Source organism: Streptomyces sp. NPDC059897, from assembly GCF_042730865.1.
Lineage (GTDB): Bacteria > Actinomycetota > Actinomycetes > Streptomycetales > Streptomycetaceae > Streptomyces.
Map to the genome: position 1 here is coordinate 65,352 of NZ_JBHWKQ010000023.1, position 24,017 is coordinate 89,368.

The 24,017-nt window shown below is 70.6% G+C and carries 19 protein-coding genes; 10 read left to right on the forward strand and 9 right to left on the reverse strand.

Annotation, left to right across the window (positions count from 1 at the left end):
- The first annotated feature begins 23 nt into the window (after positions 1-23).
- The 4 genes from ACFV9W_RS24325 (at position 24) to ACFV9W_RS24340 (ending at position 4,750) form a co-directional block, all read left to right on the forward strand.
- On the forward strand, positions 24-1,004 hold the full coding sequence (locus ACFV9W_RS24325; protein WP_385764309.1) for a carbohydrate ABC transporter permease: 981 nt from the start codon (positions 24-26) through the stop codon (positions 1,002-1,004).
- On the forward strand, positions 1,001-1,861 hold the full coding sequence (locus ACFV9W_RS24330; RefSeq protein WP_385764310.1) for a carbohydrate ABC transporter permease: 861 nt from the start codon (positions 1,001-1,003) through the stop codon (positions 1,859-1,861). Before ACFV9W_RS24325 ends, ACFV9W_RS24330 begins: the two co-directional genes overlap by 4 nt.
- An 80-nt stretch (positions 1,862-1,941) precedes the next feature.
- Complete coding sequence (locus ACFV9W_RS24335; protein ID WP_385764312.1) at positions 1,942-3,144, forward strand: glycoside hydrolase family 1 protein; 1,203 nt, start codon at positions 1,942-1,944, stop codon at positions 3,142-3,144.
- 196 nt (positions 3,145-3,340) lie between these two features.
- Positions 3,341-4,750 carry a glucoamylase family protein gene (locus tag ACFV9W_RS24340; RefSeq protein WP_385764314.1) on the forward strand — a complete coding sequence of 470 codons (1,410 nt, stop codon included), beginning with the start codon at positions 3,341-3,343 and terminating at the stop codon, positions 4,748-4,750.
- A gap of 108 nt (positions 4,751-4,858) precedes the next feature.
- Here the strand turns inward: ACFV9W_RS24340 and ACFV9W_RS24345 are convergent, their stop codons facing one another.
- A complete protein-coding gene (locus tag ACFV9W_RS24345) occupies positions 4,859-5,290 on the reverse strand; it encodes an OsmC family protein (protein ID WP_385764316.1) in 432 nt (143 codons plus the stop codon).
- A 314-nt stretch (positions 5,291-5,604) separates the two neighbouring features.
- On the opposite strand from ACFV9W_RS24345, the gene ACFV9W_RS24350 reads away from it, so the two are divergent.
- The gene (locus ACFV9W_RS24350) at positions 5,605-6,288 is read left to right on the forward strand and encodes a hypothetical protein (RefSeq protein WP_385764318.1); all 684 of its coding nucleotides are present in this window, start codon (positions 5,605-5,607) and stop codon (positions 6,286-6,288) included.
- 492 nt (positions 6,289-6,780) lie between these two features.
- Here ACFV9W_RS24350 and ACFV9W_RS24355 read toward each other — a convergent pair whose 3' ends face one another.
- Entirely contained in the window at positions 6,781-7,479 is a 699-nt protein-coding gene (locus ACFV9W_RS24355; protein ID WP_385764320.1) for a VWA domain-containing protein, read from the reverse strand.
- A 584-nt stretch (positions 7,480-8,063) separates the two neighbouring features.
- Here ACFV9W_RS24355 and ACFV9W_RS24360 point away from each other — a divergent pair.
- Entirely contained in the window at positions 8,064-10,751 is a 2,688-nt protein-coding gene (locus tag ACFV9W_RS24360) for an ATP-binding protein (RefSeq protein WP_385764322.1), read from the forward strand.
- Between the two features lie 52 nt (positions 10,752-10,803).
- Here the strand turns inward: ACFV9W_RS24360 and ACFV9W_RS24365 are convergent, their stop codons facing one another.
- Together ACFV9W_RS24365 and ACFV9W_RS24370 are read right to left on the reverse strand one after the other, a co-directional pair.
- Positions 10,804-10,932, reverse strand: coding sequence for a hypothetical protein (locus ACFV9W_RS24365; protein WP_385764324.1), 129 nt, complete (start codon positions 10,930-10,932; stop codon positions 10,804-10,806).
- Between the two features lie 14 nt (positions 10,933-10,946).
- Positions 10,947-11,558 carry a TetR/AcrR family transcriptional regulator gene (locus ACFV9W_RS24370; RefSeq protein ID WP_385764326.1) on the reverse strand — a complete coding sequence of 204 codons (612 nt, stop codon included), beginning with the start codon at positions 11,556-11,558 and terminating at the stop codon, positions 10,947-10,949.
- A gap of 123 nt (positions 11,559-11,681) precedes the next feature.
- On the opposite strand from ACFV9W_RS24370, the gene ACFV9W_RS24375 reads away from it, so the two are divergent.
- The 4 genes from ACFV9W_RS24375 to secD all read left to right on the forward strand — a co-directional run bounded on the left by ACFV9W_RS24375 (position 11,682) and on the right by secD (position 16,312).
- Complete coding sequence (locus ACFV9W_RS24375) at positions 11,682-12,530, forward strand: NAD(P)H-binding protein (RefSeq protein WP_385764328.1); 849 nt, start codon at positions 11,682-11,684, stop codon at positions 12,528-12,530.
- Positions 12,531-12,582: 52 nt separating this feature from the next.
- Positions 12,583-13,224, forward strand: coding sequence for a hypothetical protein (locus tag ACFV9W_RS24380; protein ID WP_385764330.1), 642 nt, complete (start codon positions 12,583-12,585; stop codon positions 13,222-13,224).
- A 180-nt stretch (positions 13,225-13,404) separates the two neighbouring features.
- Positions 13,405-13,860 carry a hypothetical protein gene (locus tag ACFV9W_RS24385; protein WP_385764332.1) on the forward strand — a complete coding sequence of 152 codons (456 nt, stop codon included), beginning with the start codon at positions 13,405-13,407 and terminating at the stop codon, positions 13,858-13,860.
- Positions 13,861-13,966: 106 nt separating this feature from the next.
- Positions 13,967-16,312, forward strand: a complete 2,346-nt coding sequence (gene secD / locus ACFV9W_RS24390) for a protein translocase subunit SecD (RefSeq protein WP_385764334.1) — start codon at positions 13,967-13,969, stop codon at positions 16,310-16,312.
- Between the two features lie 21 nt (positions 16,313-16,333).
- Here the strand turns inward: secD and ACFV9W_RS24395 are convergent, their stop codons facing one another.
- The 5 genes from ACFV9W_RS24395 to ACFV9W_RS24415 form a co-directional block, all read right to left on the reverse strand.
- Positions 16,334-17,743, reverse strand: a complete 1,410-nt coding sequence (locus ACFV9W_RS24395) for an FAD-binding oxidoreductase (RefSeq protein ID WP_385764336.1) — start codon at positions 17,741-17,743, stop codon at positions 16,334-16,336.
- Between the two features lie 106 nt (positions 17,744-17,849).
- Positions 17,850-19,748, reverse strand: a complete 1,899-nt coding sequence (locus tag ACFV9W_RS24400; RefSeq protein WP_385764338.1) for a family 20 glycosylhydrolase — start codon at positions 19,746-19,748, stop codon at positions 17,850-17,852.
- Between the two features lie 93 nt (positions 19,749-19,841).
- Positions 19,842-21,935: an ATP-binding protein gene (locus ACFV9W_RS24405; protein ID WP_385764340.1), complete on the reverse strand. Its 2,094-nt coding sequence runs from the start codon at positions 21,933-21,935 to the stop codon at positions 19,842-19,844.
- 77 nt (positions 21,936-22,012) lie between these two features.
- Positions 22,013-22,942, reverse strand: a complete 930-nt coding sequence (locus ACFV9W_RS24410; RefSeq protein WP_385764343.1) for a PP2C family protein-serine/threonine phosphatase — start codon at positions 22,940-22,942, stop codon at positions 22,013-22,015.
- A gap of 130 nt (positions 22,943-23,072) precedes the next feature.
- Positions 23,073-23,882 carry an SDR family NAD(P)-dependent oxidoreductase gene (locus tag ACFV9W_RS24415; RefSeq protein WP_385764345.1) on the reverse strand — a complete coding sequence of 270 codons (810 nt, stop codon included), beginning with the start codon at positions 23,880-23,882 and terminating at the stop codon, positions 23,073-23,075.
- Positions 23,883-24,017 lie beyond the last annotated feature (135 nt).

Consider the following 24,017-nt stretch of genomic DNA (forward strand, 5'->3'; position numbering starts at 1 on the left):
GCCGGAAGCCCGAAGGACGGACCATGTCCACCACGACACCCACCCCCGCACCGTCCGGAGCCGTCAAGGCCCCGGACGGCGGCCCCCAGGACGGCGGCGGCACGAAGCGGCGCAGGAAACGCTCGATGGGGAAGCAGAACCTGGCCGGCTGGCTGTTCTCCACCCCGTTCCTGGCGCTGTTCGCGGTCTTCATGCTCTTCCCGATCATCGCGACGCTCGTGATGAGCTTCACGGACTTCGCGCAGCGCAACGTCCGGCAGCCGCTCGACGCGAAGTTCGTCGGCTTCGACAACTACGTGAAGCTGTTCGGCGACGACCAGTTCCTGCGGGCGCTGTTCAACACCGCGTACTTCGTGGTCGTCGGGGTGCCGCTGACCATCGGTCTCGGGCTGTTCGTCGCGGTGCTGCTCAACAATGGGATCGACCGGGCCCGTACGTTCTTCCGCGTCGGCTTCTACGCTCCCGTGGTCACCACCATCGTCGCCGTGGCGATCGTGTGGCGGTTCGTGCTCGACCCGTCCGACGGCCTCATCGCCGGGCTCGGCGACGAACTCGGCTTCACCGCACCGGACTTCCTCGGCTCCGAGACCTGGGCCATGCCGTCGCTGATCCTGATGGCGGTGTGGCGCAACCTCGGCACCGTGATGGTCCTGATGATCGCCGGGTTGCAGGCCATCCCGACGGAGGTCCGCGAGGCCGCCCGGCTCGACGGGGCGGGCGCCTGGCAGGAACTGCGCCGGATCACGGTGCCGCTGCTGCGCCCGACCCTGCTGTACGCCACGGTCATCACCACGATCGGCTACCTCAACGTCTTCGAGGAGCCGTTCGTGATGACCCAGGGCGGCCCCTCCGACGCCACGCTGACCGTGTCCCTCGACATGTACAAGCAGGGCTTCAGCTTCTTCAACATGGGCTATGCGAGCGCGATGGCGTACGTCCTGTTCGTTGTGATCATGGGCATCACGGTGCTGCAGCTGCGACTGATGAAGGACAACACGAAATGAGCGCCGTCACCCCCACCGGCCGCCGCCCCGACGGGCGGGCCCGCAAGCCCCTGCTCTACGTCGTCGCCTCGCTCGGCCTGCTGGTCATGGCCACCCCCTTCCTCTGGATGGCGCTCAGCGCCTTCAAGACGAAGAAGGACCTCACCGCGAGCCCGCCGGTGTGGATCCCGAGCGAGTGGACGCTGCGGAACTTCAGCGACCTGCTCGACCAGCTCGACATGCCGCGGTACTTCCTGAACTCGGTGATCGTCGCGGTCCTCGTGACCGTGTGCAATCTGCTGTTCTGCTCGATGCTCGGCTACGCGCTGGCCAAGCTGAACTTCAGCGGCCGCTCGAAGGTCTTCGGTGTCGTGCTCGCCGCCCTGATGGTCCCGGCGAACCTGATGGTGCTTCCGCTGTTCGTCCTGATCAACCAGCTGAACCTGCTGGACACGTACGCGGGTCTGGTGCTGCCCTTCGCCGCCGGCGCCTTTGGTGTCTTCCTGATGCGGCAGTTCATGCAGTCCATCCCCGACGAGCTGCTCGAAGCGGCCCGGATGGACGGCGCGGGCGAGTGGTACATCTTCTGGCGCATCGTGCTTCCGCTGGTCAAGCCGGCCCTCGCGACGCTGACGATCTTCACGTTCCTCGGGTCCTGGAACAACTTCATCTGGCCGCTCATCGCGACCAACGACCCGGACAAGTACACCCTCCCGGTGGCCCTCGCGACGTTCGCCAACGACCCCAACCGCACGGTCGGCGGCGGCAACGGAATGCTCATGGCGGGCTCGCTGCTCGTCGTCCTGCCCGTGCTGCTCGTCTTCGCCGTCCTGCAGCGGCACTTCACCCAGGGCATCGCCACCGCCGGCATGAAGTGACCGGCGTTCCCCGGTCATGAAGTGACCGGCCCCCTCCCACACGTACGCAGCACGCAGCACGCAGAAAGACAGGCACCACCATGACGCCCACCCCTGCCCGCACGCCCTTCCCCGACGGCTTCCTGTGGGGTGCTTCCACCGCCGCCCACCAGATCGAGGGCAACAACATCAACAGCGACTGGTGGCGCAAGGAGCACGACCCGGCCGCCGGGATCCAGGAGCCGAGCCTGGACGCCTGCGACAGCTACCACCGCTGGGAGCAGGACATGGACCTGCTCGCCGAACTCGGCTTCACCGACTACCGGTTCAGCGTCGAGTGGGCCCGCATCGAACCGGCCCGCGGCCACTTCTCGCGCGCCGAGATCGCCCACTACCGCCGCATGGTCGAGGGCGCGCTCGCCCGCGGCCTGCGCCCGAACGTGACCCTGCACCACTTCACGATCCCGCAGTGGTTCGAGGACCTGGGCGGCTTCACCGCCGAGGGCGCCGTGGAGCTGTTCGCGCGGTACGTGGAGGAGTGCGCGCCGATCATCGCGGACGGCGTCCGCCACGTGTGCACCCTCAACGAGCCGAACATGATCGCCGTGATGGCCGGGCTCGCCAAGCGCGGTGACCAGGGCTTCCCGCCCGCCGGTCTGCCCTTCCCCGACGAGGAGACCACGCACGCGGTCATCGCGGCACACCACGCCGCCGTGAAGGCCGTGCGTGCCATCAACCCGGAGATCCAGGTGGGCTGGACCATCGCCAACCAGGTCTACCAGGCGCTGCCCGGCGCCGAGGAGGTCACGGCCGCGTACCGCCACCCCCGCGAGGACATCTTCATCGAGGCGGCGCGCGGCGACGACTGGATCGGCGTGCAGTCCTACACCCGCACGAAGATCGGCACGGACGGCCCCGTCCCGGCCCCGGCGGACGCCGAGCGCACGCTCACAACGTGGGAGTACTACCCCGAGGCCGTCGGCCACGCGCTGCGGCACACCGCCGAGATCATCGGCCCTGACACCCCGCTGATCGTCACCGAGAACGGCATCGCCACGGACGACGAGCAGCGCCGCGTCGACTACTACGCGGGCGCCCTCGACGCCGTCGCGGCCTGCCTCGACGACGGGCTCGACGTCCGCGGATACCTCGCCTGGAGCGCCCTCGACAACTACGAGTGGGGCACCTACAAGGCGACGTTCGGCCTCATCGGCTGGGACCGCGAGACCTTCGCCCGTACGCCCAAGCCCGCCGCCCACTGGCTGGGCGGCCTCGGCCGGGAGCAGGCCCTGCCGCGCCTGTGACCGCGGGCACGACCACCGACCCGGGGCGGGGACCAAGCCCCCGTTGTCCCGCCCCTGAGGCCCGCGATCCTGACTTCGCGGGCCGCCGGGCGGGGCCGGCGCACCCCTGATGTGCGTCGGCCCCGCCCACCCCCGTCCCCCACACGAGCACCACGAACTTCCCTTCCACGTCCGCCCTTTCGGAAGAAGGACCTTCATGGACCGCCGTACGTTCCTGACCGCGGCGAGCGCCGGTGGCGCCGCCCTGACGCTGGGTGCCGCGCCCTTCGCCTCGGCTGCGCCCGCCGCCCCGGCTCCGTCGCTGTTGCGCACCTGGTTCCGTTCGACGTATCGCTCGATCGAGGCGATGACCACCGACTTCGGCCTCGTCACGGACAAGGCCGACGTGAGCGGGTCCGGCGACCCGGTGCCGTCTGTGCAGACCTCGCCGACGAACATCGGCTGCGGGCTCTGGTCGACGGCCGCCGCCGGCGGACTCGGTGTCATCGACCGGGACACCATGGAGCGCCGGCTCGCGAGGACCGTCTCGGCGGTGGAGAAGCTGGAGCGGGCGCACGGCTTCTGGTTCAACTGGTACGACGCGCACGACGGTTCGCTCCTGACGTCCTGGCCGGAGACGGGTGACACCGTCCGCCCGTTTCTGTCGTCGGTGGACAACGCATGGCTCGTCGCGGGCCTGCGGATCGCCGCCCACGCCTCCCCGGCGCTGCGCCCGCGCGTCGCGAAGCTGCTGGCCGACGCCGACTGGTCGTACTACTACACGCCCTACGACGCGGCCGACCCGGTCGCGGGCCCCGGGCAGCTCCGGGGTGGCTTCTGGCCCGACAAGCCCGGCAAGGGCGAGCCGACGGGCCACCATTATGGCGCCCTCAACACCGAGCCCCGTATGGCGAGTTACCTCGGGATCGCCGACGGCAGCCTGCCCACCGAGCACTACTGGCACCTGTCGCGCACGATGCCGCCGGGAGCGGGCCAGGAGCAGGAGCCCGAGGGCTCGTACGGCACGTTCGACGGGGTCCGGGTCTGGCAGGGCCACTACACGTACCGGGGCCGCAAGCTGGTACCCACCTGGGGCGGGTCGATGTTCGAGGCGCTGATGGTGCCGCTGTTCGTGCCGGAGGCGCAGTGGTCCCCGCGCTCGTGGGGCACGACGCACACCCGGTACGTCCGCGGCCAGATCGAGCACGGCCTGGAGGAGGCGGCGTACGGCTACTGGGGTTTCTCCCCCGCCAACATCCCCGAGGGCGGCTACCGCGAGTACGGTGTCGACGCCCTCGGCATGCAGGAGGAGGGCTACAACTCCCTCGGCGTCGTCACCCCGCACGCCTCCTTCCTCGCCCTTCCGTACGCCCGCGCGGAGGCCGTCGCGAACCTCGAGGCGCTCGACGCGGACTTCGGTGCGTACGACCGCCGTTACGGCTTCCGGGACTCGGTGAACGTGACGACGGGCCGGGTCAGCGACTTCGTACTGGCCCTGGACCAGGGCATGATCGCGGCCGCCCTCGCCCAGGAGCTGAGCCCCGGCCTGCTGCAACAGCCCTTCCGCACGGGCGGCTTCGCCTCACGGGTACGCCCGCTGCTCGCGAAGGAGCGCTTCTCCGTCTGAGCCGACCGGCCCGGACGCCTTGGACCGGTGCCGCGACCGTGGCCGCTGTGGGGGCGCCCCGGTCGCGGCGCCACATTCCTCCCGCACCCGTACGTGTGCCACCCGGGGTCAGGCCTCCGGCGACACGGTCGCGGTGACCGGTGTGCCCGCCTCCACGGTGCGGCTGACCGTGCACAGACGGTCGTGCGAGCTCTTCACGGCCCGCGGCAGGATCGCGCGGGACCGGTCGCCCTCCGGCCCGTCGGGGAACGTGACATGGAAGGTGACCGCGAGATCCGTCATCCGGTTGCCGCCCTCGTCCTCGACCTTGTCACCGGACGCCGTGATGGTGAACGAGGTCGGCTCGGCGTGCCGGGTCGTGGCGGCCTCCACGTCGACCGCGGTGCAGCCGCCGAGCGCGGCGAGCAGGAGCTCGACCGGGGTGAAGTCCTCATCCGAACCGGTACCGAAGGTCACGGTGCCCCCACGGACGTTGGTCGCGGTGAACCGGCCCGGACCGGCACGTTCGATGGACACGGAGCGCAACGCGTTGTCAGTCATGGCACTGACAGTAGTGTCCGGGCGCGCGGGCTGCCGAGCAGCGCGCCCCGGACATGCCACGTCGCACGGCCGAGCCCGCCGCCCCCGGTCTACCGAGTGCCTTCGGTGCAGATCGTCTCACCGAAGGTCAAGTGCGCAGTTCAGGCGGCTGAAGGATCGAGACCAAAGTCGTACTCATCCAGTGGTCTCGGAGACTTTCGACCGATGTCTGGCCCGCCAAGGCCTGCGTAGCTTGAGAGAGAGCGAACGGGACGGCCCCATGGTGAACGGGACGGACCCATGGCGAGAGGACGGACCGAGGAGTGAGAACGGCGATGGTCAAGAGTGAGCCCCACATCACCGTGCGGTTGCCCGAGGCGTGGCTGTGGGCCGTCATCCTGATCGGGGCCGGGCTGGGCGTCGGTGCCGCGTTCGCCGTGGGCCCGCTCGCAAACTGGATGATCAGCTTCTTCGACGGCGCACCGGGCCCGCTGAAGCTTGCGGCCGCGCTGCCACGGGTGTGGGCCGTGCCGGTGCTGGCGCTCGTCGGCGGTGCGGCCGGGGCCTTGGTGGCGGGCATTTGGCGCGGGGAGAATCCCGTGGTCGAGGTGCACGCCGATGGCGTCGTCGTCCACGACGCCGCCGGTAGCCGCCACGTGGAACGGGCCCGGATCGCCGAGGTGTTCACCGACGGCCGCGAGCTGGTGCTGCGCGATGCCGACGGCCTGGAGAACGTCCGTACCCGGGTCGACAGCGGCCTCGCGGGTCGTCTGCGGTCCGCTTTCGAGCAGCAGGGCTACTCCTGGCGCGGCACCGTCGACCCGCACGAGGCCGACTACACCCCGTGGGTCGACAACGCGCCCGGCCTCGATGAGCGGACCCACACTCTGCTGCGGAAGCGACAGCGTGCCCTCGCCGACGACCGGACCGGTGCCGCCGACGAAGCACGCGAGGAGCTGCGTGCCATCGGAGTCAGCGTGCGGGACCGCGACGAGGTCCAGCAATACCGCAAGGTGTGAACTCGCCCTTCATCGAGAACCGCTCAAGGTTCGGTGCCACAGTTCAGTCTTCGGGGGTGTGTTGAGGGCCGGCCGGGACTGGGGCTGAGCGGCAGTTCCCGTGGTCCTCGGCGGCGCCTCCGGAGGGTGGCCGGTGCCGGAGCGCGTGCGGTGGTGTGGCTGCGGGGCCAGGGGGGGCTCGTGGCGGCGGTTGGTGTGGGTGTTCACTTCCGGATCATCACGGAGCCAGGGTGGGGGACGCGCGTCGGGCTGCGTCCCGGACGACGCTCGGCTCGCGCGTGGCGTACGCGTCGATGACCGAAGACGTCGCCGGGTCCAGCGCCGCGACGACGAACCGCCTCCCACCCAGAGGCCGATCGCCGTCAACTCGCCACTACCTGAAGCGAGTTGACGGACAGTTGCCACCGCACTGCGCGCCACCGCCGCATCCCGTCGTGGACGCACAACAGCCCAGCAGGTCAAGTCAGGTCAGGTCCTCATCAGTGGGAGCGGTCAGCGAATGACTCCCGCGGTGGAGGCGGCGAGCAACCAGTCCGGATACTCCCCCATGAGCTGGTCGTAGAGGAGTCCGTCGGGGATGAGCTTGGGGTCCGTGCCCGCCAGGAAGAAGCCGGCGTTGTCGACGATCCGCTTCTTCGGTACGGCCAGCTCGTCGAGCTTGTGCAGGAACTTGAACTCGTCGTCGCCATAGCCGATGAACTGCCAGAAGATCGGCAGCTGAGCTGCCTTGCACAGGGTCTGCTCCGCAGCTCGGCGCGAGTCCGGGGAGCCGTCGGTCTGGAAAATGACGAACGCGGGCGTCTTGGTGCCTCTGTCGAGGTAGTGGGTGATGACGGCGTCCATGGCTCCGGCGTAGTTCGTGGTGCCCATGTGGCCCAGTGCTTCGTGCACTTCGGCGATCCGGCCGACGTAGTTGTCGAGGCTGAGGTCGATGGCGTCGTGGGCCTCGGTGTCGAAGAAGACGAGGGGCACGACGCCGTCGTCGTCCAGGTTCACGGACAGGGCGAGAGCCTGTTCGGCGAGGTGCTGCATGCTGCCGTCCTTGTAGTAGCGGCGCATGCTTCCGGACCGGTCGAGGACGAGGTAGACGGCGGCTTGGCGCCCGGTGAGGCCCTGCTTCCGCAAGGAGACGGCGGCCGTCTTCGTGAGGCTGACGAGCCCGGTGGGAATCTTCTCGACGTCGATCGGCATACGGGGGTGCTCCTTGCGTGGTCGTGGGTGGTTGACGGCTGGACCGCCTGATCGCCCCGGAGGCATCAATTGCCCGGCCCTGCACCTCGGATGGCACACCTCTCGGAGCCGGCCTCGCGACGCAGTCACGCAGCCACGTCACGAGAGCGTCCTGTGCTCGTATCAATAAAGGTTGAATCCCCCCTACTCAGCCCCTCCCCCCTTCTAGGATTGTCTCAGCGGCTTCTCCAAGGGGGTATGGAGATGGACCCTACGGTCACGGCAGCGGCCACTGCTCTGGTGAGGGCGCCGGCCACAGACGCCTGGGGACAGCTCAGGGCCCGAGTGTTGCAGGCTCGCAGGTCCGGCGACGCCGCCGTGGAGGAAACTCTCATCCACCGGTGCCGACGCATTCTTGACCAGCGTGTCCGCCACGACCCCGCCCCATACTCGGAGTTGAGGAACCTTCCCGGCCGGCGCCCGGTGCCCGCGCTCGGCGCGCGCGAGCGGGCCGTCGTGCGGTCCACCGTGCAACATGCCACTGCCTTCAGGGGTGTTGACATCCAGGCGCGCCAAGATGTCAACGTCCCTGTCCCGCCTCCCCCATGACCGACGCAGAGCACTCCCCGCAGCCCCATGTCGAGCAACGCGCGAGCGCCTCGGGCACCGCGGAGGTCACCCAGGCGGGCCGGGACGTCCACCAGGCCACCCACGTGTACGAGGCACCGGCTCCGGCGCGGCCGTCCGTCACCCGTGGTCTACGCCGAGACTTTCCCCACTTCACAGGCCGTGAGACAGAGTTGACGAGCCTGCTGCACGCGGCGGGATCGGACCATGTGCGCATCCGGACCGTCGACGGCATGCCGGGCGTCGGCAAGACCGCCCTCGTCACCCGGGCGGCACACCTCCTCGGGAAGCAGTTCCCCGACGGACAGTTCTTCGTCGATCTGCGCGCCCATGCTCCGGGCCAGTCCGCCGCGGATCCACACGACGTGCTCGCGAATCTGCTGGCCGGACTCGGGATCGACCCTCGCAGCCTGCCCGCGACGCTCGAAGGCCGCAGCGGCCTGTGGCGCGACCGGCTCGCGACCCGACGCGTCCTGCTGGTTCTCGACGATGCCGCGAACAGCGACCAGATCGAGCCGCTGTTGCCCGGCGGCGCCGACTGCCTGACCCTGGTGACCAGCCGACGCCGTCTGGTCGACTTCGACGGTGGCGAGCCGCTGCCTCTGAACACTCTGCCGCATGCCGAGGCAGTGGCTCTGTTCAGCCTCTTGGCCCACCACGCCCCGCCCCATCCCGCCCCGGACCCGTCCGCCGTGGTGAACCAGCTGGTCCGGCTCTGCGGGCACCTGCCGTTGGCCATCGTGCTGCTCGCCGGGCGCTTGGCCCACCGGCCGACCTGGACCGTGGCCGACCTCGCGGCCGACTTCGCCGACGCCACGGGCCGGCTCGGCCACCTGGTGGCCGGCACACGCGCGGTGGACGCCGCGTTCCGGCTGTCGTACCAGAATCTGCCCCCGGGCAGCCGACAGCTCTTTCGCCGACTGAGCCTGCATCCCGGCCCGGACATCGACTCCCGCGCGGCCGCGGCCCTGAGCGGCGTCCCGCACGAGCAGGCGGCGGAGGAACTCGAAGCGCTGTACACGGATCATCTGCTGGAGGAAGTGGCCCCGCGCCGATATCGGCTCCACGACCTCCTGCGCGAATTCGCCTCCAAGCTCTGCACCGACCACGAACCTGCCGTCGAACGCGAACTCGCGCTGGAGCGGCTCCTGACGTACTACCGGCGCATGATCGCATCGGCCGAAGAAGTCATCGCCGCACACCGTCGGGGAACGCCGGTGCTGCCCAATGCGCACCGAGCCCTGACATGGCTGCGCACGGAGCGCGCCAATATCCTGGCGTGCCTCGATCACGCCGGCTCCCACGATCTGCCGGCCCATGTGGTCGAGCTGGACGCGGCGCTGGCCCCGCACCTGTTGCGCGAGGGGCCCTGGCCCCAGGCCACCGCACTTCATCAGCGTGCGGCCAGAACGGCGCATCAAAGCGGGGACCTGAGTGGTGAGGCACGCGCTCTCAACCGAATCGGCCTGGTCCGGTACATGACGGCCGACTACGCGGTGTCGAGCGACTTCCACGAGCGCGCCCTGTCACTCTTCGAGGGGCTCGCGGACCGGCACGGACAGGCCGACACCCTCAACCACTTGGGCAGGGTCCGTGCCACCACCGACGACTACGAGGCCGCGACCGACTTCCACGAGCGCGCACTGGCACTGTTCGAGAGACTCGCCGACCAGCACGGTCAGGCCACCGCACTGCACGGCCTCGCCCGCGTCCGGTACATGACGGCGCACTACACCGCATCGACGGACTTCAACCAGCGCGCCCTGACGCTGTTCAGCGCGCTGGGTGACCTCCGAGGCCAAAGCAATGTGCTCCTCGGCCTCGGCTTCGTCCACTATCTGACCGGGAACTGCACCGAGGCCGCGGACCTCCACGAACGCGCCCTGGCAACGTTCGAAGAGCTCGGCGACCGTCACGGACAGGCGAGCGCCCTCCAGGACCTCGGCCGCGTACGTTTCATCACCGGGGACTACCCGGCAGCCGCGGACCTCCACGAGCGAGCTCTGTCTCTCTTCGAGGAACTCGGCGACCGCCACGGACAAGCGAACGGCCTCAACAACGTGGGCCGCGTCCGGTACGTGACCGGGAACTACGCCGCAGCCGCGGACCTCCACGAACGCGCCCTGGCGCTCTTCGAAGAGCTCGGCGACCGCCACGGACAGGCGAACGGCCTGATCCACTTGGGACGCCAGCGGTACGCCACGGGCGACTTCGCAGGCGCCGCCGCCCTGCACGGGCAAGCCCTGGCCCTCTGCGAGGAGATAGGCAACCGCCACGGCAAGGCCAACGCTCTCCATGAACTCGGCCGCGCGTTGTACGCGACGGCCGAGCGCGCGGAAGCCAGGGCGCTCTACGAACAGGCCCTGCAGCTCTTCCAGGCCGTGGCAGATCCACAGGGCGAAGCCGAGGTCTGGAACAGCCTGGGCACCCTGCGGACCGACACCGCCACGCCCCAGGACGGGATTGCCGCACACCAAAAGGCCCTGGCCCTCGCGCGCCACGCACACAGCCCCATCGACGAAGCAACCGCACTGGAGGGCTCCGCACGGAGCCGGATGCTCGCCGGCGACTTCGAAGGCTGCATGGCGGATCTGAGGCTGGCCGTACGGATCTACGACCGGATCGGAGCCGCGGCAGTCAAATCCCCCGGAAACGTGTCCCGGTGAGAACCCGATTGCCTACTCGGTGAACAGCGGCTTTACGGTCAACCGCGGGCCGTCACTCGCCCACGACCGCCTCGAGGTGACCGAGCAGTTCCTCGGCGACCGCGTCGCGCTGTGCGCCCACCGGGATCCAGTAGTCGCTCATGTCACCGCTCTCGACGCCCTCTTCACTGTTGAAGCGCACCCGAAGCGCCGGCTTCAGCGCCTACCGTGCCCCCGCATGCCGTCGAGGACGTAGCCGGTGCGCCGGTCGTAGTCCTCGCGGGGCGGGCGGGTTCCGTGCTTGAGGACGAGGGCGCTGTCGTGGAGGAGCGCGTGGAGGTCGTCGGCCGTGAACTCCGGGCGCAGGACGCCGGCGGTCCGGCCCGCGGCGACGAGTTCTTCGTTGATCTCGCCTCCCGCCCGGCAGATCTCCATGAGGCTCGGCGCGTCCGGGTAGGCCTGCAGCATGGTGTCGACGGTGGCCGGCTGACGGTACTGCAGGTCGCGGATGGCGGTGACGTAGTACATCAGCCGTTCCCAGACGTCGCCGATGGCTCGGCTGCGGTCGATGATGGCGTAGATCTCCGCGGCGACGACCTCGGCGATGACGGCTTCGATGAGGCCGATCCGGCCGCCGAACCGGTTGAAGATCGTGCCCTTGCTCACCCCCGCCGCCTTGGCGACCTCCTCCAGCGGCACCGACAGGCCGCGGCCCTGGAAGGCGCCGATCGCGGCGGTGCGGATCTGCTCGGCGTTGCGCTTGGCGTCGGCGCGCAGTCGAGGCTGCCGTTCCTGGCCCGAGGACGTCGCTCCGGCTGCACCGGCCATCACTGAACTCCGTCTCTCTCCGCACTGCCGTCCACGTAATTTGACTCGGTGAGTCAGTTTACCTACGGTCGCACTCACAAGTGAAACTGACCAGTGGAGTCAACTTAACCGGAAGGTCCCATCATGATCGTCGTCACTGGCGCCACCGGCGGGCTCGGCGGTGCCACCGTCGAGCACCTGCTCCAGCGGATGCCCGCCGACCAGGTCGCCGTCAGCGTCCGCGATGCCGCGAAGGCGCAGCACCTCGCCGACCGCGGTGTCCGGGTACGGCAGGGCTCCTACGAGGAGCCGGCCGCGTTGCGCGAATCGTTCGCAGGCGCCGAGCAGGTACTGGTGGTGTCCGGCAACGACCCGTCGGCCGACATGATCGGCCTGCACCGCAATGCCGTCGAAGCCGCGGTCGAGGCCGGCGTCCGACGGATCGTCTACACCAGCCAGCAGGGCGCCGTTCCGGGCAACCCCTACCTGCCCTCGGAGTTCCACATCGCCACCGAAGCGATCCTCGCCGGGTCCGGGGTCGCTTGGACCGCGCTCCGCAACGGCGCCTACGGTCCCCTCGACCAAGTGCTCGGCCCCTGGCGCCAGACCGGCCGGATCGTCCAGCCTGCGGACGGCCCCGTCCCGTACACCGATCGCGACGACATCGCCGAGGCCACCGCGGCTCTCCTCGCCGGCGACCGCACCGTCGACGGCCCCGTCAACCTCACGGCACCGGCAGCCGTCACCTTCGACGACCTCGCCGAGATCGCCTCGCGTCTCACCGGCCGCACCGTCCAGCGCATCGTCGTGGACGACGAGCAGTGGGTTGCCGACCAGATCGCAAACGGCACCCCGGAACCGGTGGCCCGGCTCATCCTCACCTGGCACCAGGCCGGCCGGGCCGGCTACTTCACCGAGACCGGCCCCCTGCTGGGTGAGCTCCTGGGCCGCGAGCCGCGCAGTGCGGTGGAGCGGCTTGCGGCGCAGGGCTGAGGTTCGGCTCCGCCCAGCCCGTAGGGGCGTTGATGTGCGTAATGTGCGCGATATGCGTGATGTACGGGTGGTGCTGATCGGTGGGACGTCGAACGTCGGAAAGTCGACGGTGGCCCAAGTGGCGGCGGACAAGCTCGGGTTCGAGTACCTGAGCACCGACAAGCTGGCCCGGCACCCCGGGCGACCGTGGCGAACTCCGGAGCGGGAGGTGCCGACGCACGTCGCCGAGCACTACGGGTCGCTTGCGGTGGACGAACTGATCACGTCCGTGCTCGGCCACTACGACCGGCTGTGGCCCCGCATCGAAGAACTGGTCACGGACCGTGCGACCGCGGAGCGCGGCGGGACGGGCCTGGTACTGGAGGGGTCCGCACTCTGGCCCGTCCGCGTCGCGCAGCTGCGGGCCCCGCGCACCGCCGCCGTGTGGCTCCACGCCGACGACTCCGTAGTACGCGCACGGGTTCACGCAGCGGGCCGCTATGAAGCGGCCACCGGTGAGGAACAGGCCCTGATGGACAAGTTCCTCGCCCGCACGGAGCGCTACCAGTCGCTCATGCTCGATGCCATCGACCGATGGGGCCTCGACCGCATCGACGCGGGCCGTGGACAGTCTGCCGTGGAACTGGCCGACACCGTGATCGCGGCAGCCGACGCGCAGGTCACGGTGGGGCGGCGCTCGGCTACGGGTCCGTGACGACTGGCGGCGATGTACTGCGGCCGGATGGGCATCTCGCGCCACCGGAAATGGGGCCTGGACCCCATCGCCCGCACGGCCCCGAACGTGCAAGCTGGACGCTTGCCCGGTCCCCACCTGGGCCGCAGGTCCCACCGAGGGCGCGCGACGACCGGAAGCCACCACGAAAGGGGACGGTGCATGCGCCCGACACGGCCCGCCGCCCCCACGGCATCCACGGCGACCACTGCGACGGGTCACCGCCTGGCCCTGCTCCTCGTCGCACTGCTGTCGGTACTGCTGACCACAGCCCCACCCGCACCGGACGCCCCCGGCAGCGCGGCACCACCGGCATCGGCATCGGCATCGGCATCGGCCCACGCATCACACCCCGCCCTCGCCGCCGCCCTCGACCACCACGCCGACGACGGCTGTACGCCCTTCTGCGCCAACGAGCCGAGAGTCCGGCACGAGCAGCCGTCCGAGCGCACCGCCCCGCCGCCCGCCCACGCTCCCATCACCCCGTACGGCGCGGGCCTCGGCCCTGACGCGTCCGCCCACCGGACCGCCGCGACCCGCCCCGATGCACCACCCGTCTCCCCCGGCCGCCCCGGCCACGACGGCAACCGGGCCCCACCCGTCTCCTCCGGCACCTGAGACACCTGAGACACCTGAGACACGACGAACCATCCCCCGCACATCACACCTCTCTCGCCGCGGCCGCGCTCGGCCGCCGCCGCGGCATGCCTGCCGGAGGCCCGAGTTGACCAGCTCCCGTCCCCAAAGCCGTCCACGTCCACGTCCCCACCCCCGTACGCGCACGCGCAGGCGCTCACGCGCCCCGCTCGTCCGTGCGCTCGTCGCGCTCGCGGTGCTCACCGCGTCCGTGGCCATCGCCCTGACCACGCCGATCCGCCTCGGACTCGACCTGCGCGGCGGTACCCAGATCGTGCTCGAGACCCGGTCCACCGCCACCACCAAGGCCGACCGCGAGGCGACCGACCGCACCGTCGAGGTGCTGCGTGGCCGCATCGACGCGCTCGGTGTCGCCGAGCCCACCATCGTCCGTTCCGGGGACAACCGGGTCGTCGTCGAACTGCCCGGCGTACAGGACCCGAAGAAGGCCGCCGACGTACTGGGCCGCACGGCACAACTCACCGTCCACCCGGTGCTGGGCCAGGCCGACAAGGACAACGACGCCACCCGCAAAGGGGACGACGGCAAACGCGCCGACCGGGTGCTCGCCGACGAATCCGGACAGCGCCTGCACCTCAAGGCCCCCGCGCTGACCGGGCAGGACGTCAAGGGTGCCGACGGCCGGATCGACCAGCAGGGCGGCGCCGGTTGGCACGTCACGGTCGACTTCAAGGACGCCGGCAGCGACCGTTGGGCTCAGGTGACCGGCGAAGCGGCCTGCCACCCGGACGGCGATCCGCAGCGCCGGGTCGCCATCGTGCTCGACGGCAAGATCATCTCCTCGCCGCAGGTCGACCCCTCCGTGGCCTGCGGTACGGGCATCACCGGCGGCTCCACCCAGATCACCGGCTCCTTCGACGACACCCAGGCCCGCGAACTCGCCCTGCTCATCAAGGGCGGCGCCCTGCCCGTGCCCGTCGAGACCATCGAGCAGCGCACCGTCGGTGCCACCCTCGGCGACGAGGCCATCGAGGCCGGCGCCCGGGCCGCCGTCATCGGCACCGCGCTCACGGCTCTCTTCATCACCGTCGTCTACCGGCTGATGGGCTCCCTCGCGACCGTCGCGCTGCTCTGCTACGGCCTGATCTCCTACGCCGCGCTCGCCGCGATCGGCGCCACCCTCACGCTGCCCGGCCTCGCCGGCTTCGTCCTCGCGATCGGCATGGCGGTGGACGCCAACGTCCTTGTCTTCGAACGAGCCCGCGAGGAACAAGCCGCCCGCGCCCGGCCGAGCCCCCGCTCGGCGCTGACCGCCGGATTCCGCAACGCGTTCAGCGCGATCGCCGACTCCAACATCACCACCCTCATCGCCGCGGTGCTCCTGTTCTTCCTCGCGTCCGGTCCGGTGAAGGGCTTCGGCGTGACCCTCGGCATCGGCGTCCTCGCCTCCATGGTCAGCGCCCTGCTCATCACCCGCGTCCTGGCCGACTTCGCGGCGAGCCGCCCGGCGGTCCTCGCCCGCCCCCACATCACCGGCATCTCGACGACCGGCCCGGTCCGCGACGCCCTGGTGCGCCGCAACCCCTTCCTGATGCGCCGGCCGCGCCGCTGGCTGGCCGTCTCGCTCGTCGCCCTCGTGGTGGCGGGTTCGGGCATCCTCGTCCGCGACCTGGACTTCGGCATCGAGTTCACGGGCGGACGCCTCGTCGAATACTCCACCGCCACCCACGTCGATCCCGAACGGGCCCGGGACGCCCTCGCCGAGGCCGGGCTGCCGCACACCGTCGTGCAGTCCTCCGGCGACGGCAACCTCACCGTACGGACCCAGGAGTTGAGCGCCGCGGAGGCGGCGACCGTCACCGACACCGTCGCGGAACTGGGCGGCGGGGCCGACAAACAGCGCGACGAACTGATCGGTCCCAGCCTCGGCGACGAGCTGCGCCGAAGCGCCCTCATCGCCCTGGGCCTGGCGCTGGGCGCCCAACTCCTGTACCTGGCCGCCCGGTTCCGTCTCCTGTTCGGCACGGCGGCGGTCAGCGCACTGGCCCACGACGTGATCATCCTGGTCGGCGTCTTCGCCTGGCTCGGCAAGCCCATCGACGGTGTCTTCCTGGCCGCACTGCTGACCGTGATCGGCTACTCGGTCAACGATTCGGTGGTCCTCTTCGACCGCATCCGCGAGCTGTTGGGCAAGGGCCGCGGCACACCCTTCGCCCGGCTCACCAACGACGCGATCCTGCAGACCCTCCCCCGTACGGTCAACACCGGCATGGGCGCCGTCCTCATCCTCGCGTCCCTGGCGGTCCTCGCCGACAACGCCCTCACCGACTTCGCCCTGGCCCTCCTCATCGGCGTGACCGTCGGCACGTACTCCTCGGTATTCACGGCGTCACCCTTGGCCGTGGTCATGGCGGAGCGGCGGAGTGGGGGCGGGCGCGTACGAAGCCCCGAGGGCGCAAAGGCAGCGACGTAGAGACATGACCGCCGCCAACCCTCAACCGGCAAGCACCTTCCCCGGGTTGAGGATTCCGCGCGGGTCGAGAGTCGCTTTGATGCCCTGATGAACGCGCACTCCGGCCGGCCCGAGTTCCTTGGCGAGCCAGTCGCGCTTGAGCAGGCCCACGCCGTGTTCACCGGTGATCGTGCCGCCCAGGCGCAGGCCGAGGTCCATGATGGCGCCGAACGTCTCGTGGGCGCGGCGCACCTCGTCGGCGTCGTCGCGGTCGAAGATGACGTTGGGGTGGACGTTGCCGTCACCGGCGTGGGCGACACATGTCACCAACAGGCCGTGGCGTGCGGCGAGTTCGGCGATGCCGTCGATCATCTCGGCGAGCCGGCCGCGCGGGACACACACGTCGTCGGCCAGATAGGCGCCGAGGCGTTCGGTGGCGATGCCGACCAACCGCCGTCCGGCGAGGAGGAGTTCGGCCTCGGCGGCATCCTCGGCGATCACCGTGGTGCCGCCGTGCGCCTCGGCGATGTCGGCGAAGCGGCGCAGATCGGCCGGGGCCGCCCCGCCCCGGTCGGACTGGGTGATGAGGACGGCTCCGGCGTCGTCGGGGAAGCCGAGGTCGCGGTACGCGCTGACCGCGTCGATGCTGGGCCGGTCCATGAATTCAAGGAGGCTGGGCCGCGGGCCGCTGCTCATGTACGCGGGGACGACCGCGCACGCGGCGGACGTGGTCGGGAAGAACGCCACGGCGGTCAGCGGGCGTTCGGCGGCGGGCCGCAGCCCGACGGTGACCTCGGTGATGACACCGAGGGTGCCTTCGGAACCTACGAAGAGGTGGGTGAGGTCGTAGCCGGCGACACCCTTGGCGGTGGTGCGGCCGGTGCGCAGCACGCTGCCGTCGGCCAGGACCACGGTGAGCCCGCGCACGAAGTCGCCGGTCACGCCGTACTTCACACAGCACAGGCCGCCCGCGTTCGTGGCCGCGTTGCCGCCGAGCGTGGAGGACTCCCAGGAGGACGGGTCCGGCGGGTAGAACAGGCCGTGCTCGGCGACGGCCCGCGACAGGTCGGCGTTGACGACACCTGCTTCGACCCGCGCGACCTGGTCGACGACGTCGATGTCGAGTATCCGGGTCATGCGCTCCACGGACAGCAGGACGCACCCGTCGACGGCGTTCGCCCCGCCGGACAACCCCGTGCGGGCGGCCTGCGGCACCACGGGTACGCGGTGCTCGTGGGCGATCCGCAGCGTCGCCGCCACCTCGTCGGTGGTACGGGCCCGTACCAGGGCGGCAGGTGTGCCACTGGGGCAGAACGGAGCATGGTCACTGCTGTGCGCGACCAGCACATCCGGATCGACGGAGACCGCCTCGGCGGGCAGCGCGGCGAACAGCGCATCCAGAGCGACCCCCAGGGCGGCGGAGTCGGCGGTGGCGGTGGCGGGTGCGGTCAAGGCGGCCTCCAGCGGACGGGGCGGGTACGGCGCGGCGGGGACCGTCCGAGCATGCGCAAGGGAAGATCGTCTACGCAAGACCCCGCCGCGCGCCCACCGGGTCGAGTCAGCTCTGAGTGAGGGTCCAGGTCGTCGGCGTCTTCTGGTCCGGCGGGTACTGCACCAGGCCTCCCTCGGCGGTGGCGTCGAGGGTCATGCGGGTGATGGCGTTGGTGAGGACGTAGCCGCCGGACGCCCGCGTGATCTGCCAACGCTGGAGCGTGTTCTTCGGGTCGCACTTCTCCCAGGTGGCTGCGGAGCCGGGCTGGAGGGGCACGTTAAGGGTGAGTTTGCCGCTGCGGGTCTCCAGGCAGGCGCCGCCGGTCTCGTCGGCGAGGGTCGCGTAGCCGTCGGCGGTGCGGGTGATCCGGATGGTGCGGGCGTCGGTGCGGCCGCCACGGTCCGCGAACGTGTACGTGCCGTCGGCGACCGGGACGCGGGTCAGGTCGCGCACGCCGGGCGCGGTGCCGGTCGCGGCGGCGCGTGCGGTGAACGCGTCGTAGGTGGCGTCGGGGTGGGCGGTGCCCCAGGTGGTCTGGGCGATGTGGTCGAGGGCCGGGGTGGTGGCGCGGGCGACCTCGTTCTCGGTCTCGCCGCGTCCGTTGTCCGGCCACAGGCTGATCTTCGCGCCGGTGATCCCGCGGTCGGAGGTGAGCTTCTCGCCCTCGAAACTGCGCGGGTCCCACCGCTGGTCGTACAGCTTGCGGGTGTCGGTGTGGAAGCCTCCGCGCACCAGGTAGAGGGAGTAGGCGGCGTTCATCACGGGGTGGCCCTGCGCGATCAGGGTGCTCGGTTTCACGTCGACGTCCAGCCAGTGCTCGACGGTGGTGCCGGGCGCGACGGGCACGGTGTTGTCGCCGGTCAGGCCGTCGTTCCAGATACGCAGCCGCTGGCCCCTGCTCTCGGCGTAGGTCTGCACGCGGTTGACGAAGTCGATGAAGGCGTCCTGCGGCGTGGCGTCCGCCCCGTACTTGGCCCGGGCGTACTCCAGCACGTGCGGGTACTTCGCGAAGTCGGAGCCGAGCATGTACTCGTCCGCGCCCATGTGCCACCGGCCGGACGGGAACACCTCGGCGTACTCGTCGATGAGGCTCTTGTAGTACGTGAACGCCTCGGGCTTCGTCACGTCGAGGCGGGAGGGCTGGGCCTTGCCGTCCTTGTCGACGAGCTGGAGGTCGGGGCGGTTCTCGATCCACGGGTCCATGTGACCGGGCGAGTTGATCTCGGGGACGATCGTGACGTGGTACTTGGCGCCGAGCGCGACGATCCTGCGGATCTCGCCCTTGGTGTAGTAGCCCCAGGTGTTGGCCTCGGGGTGGCGGTCGCTCTTGACCTTGACCTCGAGGAGCAGCTGGTTCAGCCGGCGGTAGGACATCTCGCGCACCAGGTTTTCCAGCCAGTCGGTGGAGATGTGCACGTAGCAGGCGCAGACGCCGACGCCGCGCTCCTTGTACCGCGGTACGTCGACGGTTCGGCCCGCCGGTATCGCGTCGCCCTGGGCGAGCATCTGGAGGAGGGTGCGGGTGCCGTAGAAGGCGCCGGTCTCGGCGGCGCCGGTGATCTCCAGCCGGGCGCCGGCCCGCAGTTCGTACCCCTCGGCTCCGAGCTGCCGACGGCCTGGGACGACGTCGACAACGATGTCACCGGCCCGGGCGGGGCCGCCGGTGACGGGCACGGTGCCGTGGCCCGCGTCCCGCAGGTCACCGACGAGGGTGCGGGCGACGCGGCGCGATGCCGCGTCGTCGGCGACGAGCCGGGTGCGGTCGCCGTAGGTGTAACTCCCCTCCCCCGGCTCCCAGTTGTCGAGCGCGGGCAGGGTCCGCGGGGCTGTTTCCCGCGGCGCCGCTCCGGGCGCGGCGGAGACGGGCAGTGCCCCGGCGAGGAGAGCGAGAGCGGCACCGGCCAGACCGACGAGATACGGTCTGCGGCGCCGGGCGGGCGGTGTCGTGCGCGACTCGGTCCACATGGGACCCGAGGATTCCGGCTCCACAAGGCGCGGTCCATGGACATCACCGACGAGTACTTGGACATCCGGGTGCGCCGTTACGTCGACGGGGCCTCACTGGCCGGCCCGCAAGGGCTGGGAGTCCGGTTCCAGGGCCAGGGTGACCGCCTCGTCAAGGCCGAGGCTGCCGCCCCGCTCGAACGCCTCCTGGTATCCCGCCTCGCCCAGGCTCTCGCGCGCCAGGGCGACAGCCGCGTCGTGCGGGGCGTTGAAGTGGGCGGAGCCGAACAGGGGCAGGCCCACGCGGTCCCAGACGCGCCGCGCGGCGCCCTGAAGGACGGCGGCCTGTTCACAGGCGCCGCGGGAGGCCCACAGCAGGGCGATGACCTCGACGGGCAGGACGACTCCGACGAGGTCACGGAATTCGTAGTTGATGGTCAGGCACTCCCTGGCCAGCTTCGCCGCCTCCCCGCTGCGGCCGTCGGCCCAGGCGGCGAAGGAGAGGACGTAGAGGGCATAGGCCTTGGCCCAGCGTTCGCCGTGGGCCTCGCAGGTGGCGCGGGCCTCCTCGCACAGCGGGACGGCCGACGCGAGGTCGCCCTGGAAGGCGAGTGCCATGGCCAGTTCGATGCGGGCCATCATGACGTTGCTGTCGAGCTCGTCGAGGTCGGCGTAGCTGGTGAGGGCGGCCCTGAAGTACCGCTCCGCCGCCGCGTGTTCGTCCCGCATCAGGGCGGCGCAGCCCAGGCGGTGGGTCGAGTACGCGTACGCCGTGTCGTCGTCGCCGCGCAGCGCCCCGGCCCGGCACTCGGTGAGCAGCGCGGCCGCGGCCTTCGCGTCGCCCTGGAGGATGGCGACGTAGCCGTCCACCCAGAGCGCCTTGAGCCGGTCCCGGCCGAGTCCGGCGGTGGCGGCGAGGGCGCGGTCGAGCCAGTAGCGGCCGTCGCCGAGGAGTCCGCAGCCGACCCAGTAGAACCAGAGCGTGCCGGCGAGCCGGGCGCCTGCCCGTTCCCGCCCGGGTGTCGACAGGGCGAAGTCGAGCGCCGCGAGGAACTGGGCGTGTGCGCTCCGGGTGGCGCGGAAGACGGAGGCCTGCCCGGGTCCGAACCAGTCCGCTTCGCCGCGTGCCGCGAACTGCTGGCACCACGCGAGGTGGCGGGCGCGCGCGGGCTCCTCGTCGCCGAGGCGGCGCAGCCATTCGGCTCCGTAGGCGCGGACGGTGTCGAGCTGCCTGAACTGCGCGCCGTCCGGGCCCTCTTCCCGTACGAGGAGGGACTTGCCGGTGAGTGAGGTGAGCAGCCGGCCGACGTCGGCCCGGTCCAGGGCGGCGTCGGCGCACACCTCCTCGGCCGCCTCGCAGGTGAAGCTGCCGGCGAAGACGGAGAGGCGGGCCCAGAGCAACCGTTCGGCGGGCGGGCAGAGTTCGTGGCTCCAGCCGATGGTGGTCAGCAGGGTGCTGTGCCGGCTGACGTGCTTGCCCTCGTCCGCGGCGAGCTGGAAGCGGTCGTCGAGCAGAGCGAGGAGGGCGAGGAGTTCCTCGGGCCGCTCGCCGCACAGCCGCCCGGCGGCGAGTTCGATCGCGAGCGGGATGCCGTCGAGTCGCGCGCAGATCCGCTCCGCGGCCGGCCGGGTGCGGGCGTTGAGCTCGAAGTCCGGGCAGGCCGCGTGGGCACGCTGGGCGAAGAGCCGCACCGCGTCGCCGGTCGCCCGCATGGGCTCGACGGTGAAGGTCTTCTCGCCCGGGACGCCGAGGGGCTGCCGGCTGGTGGCGAGGATGTGCAGTTTGGGGGCCGCGCTCAGCAGGTGCGCGGCGAGCCTGGCGGTGGCGTCGACGAGATGTTCGCAGGTGTCGAGGATCAGTAGCAGGTGCTTGTCGGCGAGATGCCCGGTCAGCACCTCGTCCTGGGGGCGGGTCGTGTGGTCGGTGACGGAGGCGGCCGTGGCGACGGCGTGCACGAGCAGCTCGGCGTCCTGGAGCCCGTACAGCTCGACGAGCCGGACACCGTCGCCGAACCCGCTTGCGAGGTCGGAGGCGGCGCGCAGGGCGACACGGGTCTTGCCGATCCCTCCGAGTCCGGTCACGGTGACCAGGCGGGAGCTCTCGATCAGTCGGCGCAGTGCGGGTACTTCCCGGCTTCGCCCGACGAAGGGGGTGTTCTCTGGCGGGAGTTGGTGGGTCACGGTCGACTCGTCTCGGAGAGGTCGCATCGGGGCGGGTGTACGGGACGCCGGTGCGTGCCATTGGCGGCACGGTCACTCCGGTGTCGTCACTTCGGTAGTAGTTCTCACGAGTTGATCTCGATGTCCCGGATGAATTCGGGCGCCGGCAACCGGAGTTGTCCGTCGCGTGCTCGAATGTCTCCGTAGTCGAGCAGTAATAGCGCCGCATCGTCCTTGGTTCTGCCTTGCGTGTGGCGCGTCACGTCGGCGGCGATTCGGTCGAGGAAAACTCCGGGGTCCTCGTCGTACAGGGCGACGGTTCGTTCCGCGAGTGAATAGAAGACTCCGCTGCCGTCCCTCGCCTCGGTGACGCCGTCGGTGTAGAGCAACAGCCGGTCCCCTGCGGCCAGGGATATCGGGCCTGCCCGGCACCACTCGTCCTGCAGCCCGAAGAGGCCGAGGGGCGGGGACGGCGGCAGGGCGTCCACGAAGGTTGCGCGGCCGTTGCGGATCAGCAGGGGCGGCGGGTGGCCGCAGCAGATCAGCTCGGCCTGGCCGTCGTCGGGGCGCAGGCCGAGCAGCAGCGCGGTGACGAAGTCCTCGCTGTCCGGGCGGCCTGCCAGCGACGCGTCCATGCGCTGGGCCACCATGGTCAACCGGGCTTCGCAGCGCACCAGTTCACGGAACGCGCCCAGAGCGTCGACGGCGGTCGCGACGGCGGGCATACCGCTTCCCATGACGTCGCCGATCAGCACCCGTACGCCGTAGGGCGTGCTGATGACGTCGTAGATGTCCCCGCCGACCTGGGCCCCGGGCTCCGCCGCGAGGTAGCGCACTTCGGTACGGAGCCCGCCCACCCGGTCCGGCAGCGGCCGGAGGATTCCCTCCCGCAGCGTCCACGTCACCGCGCGCAGCGAGTCGAGCGCTTTCGCCAGGTAAAGGCATTTCAATACGGATACGCCGATCACCAGGGCCAGAAATGCGCCACACAGAACAACCGTGTCACCGCCCGTCAGACCCGTGTGGATTTCAGGAACAACCGAGAGGATCATCATCTTCGCGCCAGTTCTGCATCCGTGGACCGGGCGGGGCTTTCGGAGCCTAGGGCACGGTTTCACGCTCCCACAGGCGAATTTGGCGAAACCTCCGCTTCTGCCAACCACGAAATCCTCGGACGGAATTCCTTCACATGCCCATGCCGCCGTCGACCGGCAGTCCCGCCCCGGTGATGAAGCGGGCGGCGTCGGAGGCGAGGAAGACGACCGCGTCGGCCATGTCACCGACTTCACCGAGCCGTCCGAGCGGGGTGCGGCCGACGACGTCTCCGACGGCGGCCTCGGCGCTCGGCCACAGCCCGAGGGCCTCCATGTCCCGGGCGAGGCCCACCCCCATCTCCGTGGGGACAAGGCCCGGGTACAGGCAGTTGACCCGCACGCCGTATCCGAGCTTTCCGGACTCCAGCGCGGCCACCCGGGTCAGCCGGTCGACCGCGGACTTCGTCGCCGCGTAGCCGGCGATGCCGGGGAACGGGATCGTGGCGGCCACCGACGAGACATTGACGATCGCCCCGCCCCGCCCGGCGGCGCCGCCGGGTCGCATCGCGCGGAAGGCGTGCTTGATGCCGAGCGCGACGCCGAGCACGTTGACGTCCAGCATCCGGCGGGTGGCGGCCGGGTCGAGGTCGACGACCAGGCCGGAGATCTCGACACCGGCATTGTTGACGACGATGTCCAGGCCGCCGAGTTCGTCCACGACGCTCGCGACGGCGGACTCCCAGCCCGCGTCGTCGGTCACGTCCAGCGGCACGAACATCGCCGTACCGCCCGTTTTCTGCAGGTCCTGGGCGACCGTCCGGCCGGCCTCTGCCTGAATGTCACCGATGGCGACCGAGGCTCCCGCGCGAACGAGTGCCTCCGCCATCCCGGCGCCGAGCCCCTGGGCGCCTCCGCTCACCAGCGCCTTGCGCCCCGCCAGGTCGTACATGTTCATGGCCATCCCTCACTGCCGGGCTCCCTCTGTGCGGAGTCCCACGGCGAGGGCCAGACAGTAGAGGCTCCCGGCGCCGACGTCATCCCTTCCGGCGCCAACTCCCCCTACTTCGAGTTGAGTTGACGTTCATCCGGCGCTCCT

Coding starts and splice junctions, on each gene's coding strand:
- ACFV9W_RS24325 (WP_385764309.1), top strand. CDS start 24: ATGTCCACCACGACACCCACCCCCGCACCGTCCGGAGCCGTCAAGGCC.
- ACFV9W_RS24330 (WP_385764310.1), top strand. CDS start 1,001: ATGAGCGCCGTCACCCCCACCGGCCGCCGCCCCGACGGGCGGGCCCGC.
- ACFV9W_RS24335 (WP_385764312.1), top strand. CDS start 1,942: ATGACGCCCACCCCTGCCCGCACGCCCTTCCCCGACGGCTTCCTGTGG.
- ACFV9W_RS24340 (WP_385764314.1), top strand. CDS start 3,341: ATGGACCGCCGTACGTTCCTGACCGCGGCGAGCGCCGGTGGCGCCGCC.
- ACFV9W_RS24345 (WP_385764316.1), bottom strand. CDS start 5,290: ATGACTGACAACGCGTTGCGCTCCGTGTCCATCGAACGTGCCGGTCCG.
- ACFV9W_RS24350 (WP_385764318.1), top strand. CDS start 5,605: ATGGTCAAGAGTGAGCCCCACATCACCGTGCGGTTGCCCGAGGCGTGG.
- ACFV9W_RS24355 (WP_385764320.1), bottom strand. CDS start 7,479: ATGCCGATCGACGTCGAGAAGATTCCCACCGGGCTCGTCAGCCTCACG.
- ACFV9W_RS24360 (WP_385764322.1), top strand. CDS start 8,064: ATGACCGACGCAGAGCACTCCCCGCAGCCCCATGTCGAGCAACGCGCG.
- ACFV9W_RS24370 (WP_385764326.1), bottom strand. CDS start 11,558: ATGGCCGGTGCAGCCGGAGCGACGTCCTCGGGCCAGGAACGGCAGCCT.
- ACFV9W_RS24375 (WP_385764328.1), top strand. CDS start 11,682: ATGATCGTCGTCACTGGCGCCACCGGCGGGCTCGGCGGTGCCACCGTC.
- ACFV9W_RS24380 (WP_385764330.1), top strand. CDS start 12,583: ATGCGTGATGTACGGGTGGTGCTGATCGGTGGGACGTCGAACGTCGGA.
- ACFV9W_RS24385 (WP_385764332.1), top strand. CDS start 13,405: ATGCGCCCGACACGGCCCGCCGCCCCCACGGCATCCACGGCGACCACT.
- ACFV9W_RS24400 (WP_385764338.1), bottom strand. CDS start 19,748: ATGTGGACCGAGTCGCGCACGACACCGCCCGCCCGGCGCCGCAGACCG.
- ACFV9W_RS24405 (WP_385764340.1), bottom strand. CDS start 21,935: ATGCGACCTCTCCGAGACGAGTCGACCGTGACCCACCAACTCCCGCCA.
- ACFV9W_RS24410 (WP_385764343.1), bottom strand. CDS start 22,942: ATGATGATCCTCTCGGTTGTTCCTGAAATCCACACGGGTCTGACGGGC.
- ACFV9W_RS24415 (WP_385764345.1), bottom strand. CDS start 23,882: ATGGCCATGAACATGTACGACCTGGCGGGGCGCAAGGCGCTGGTGAGC.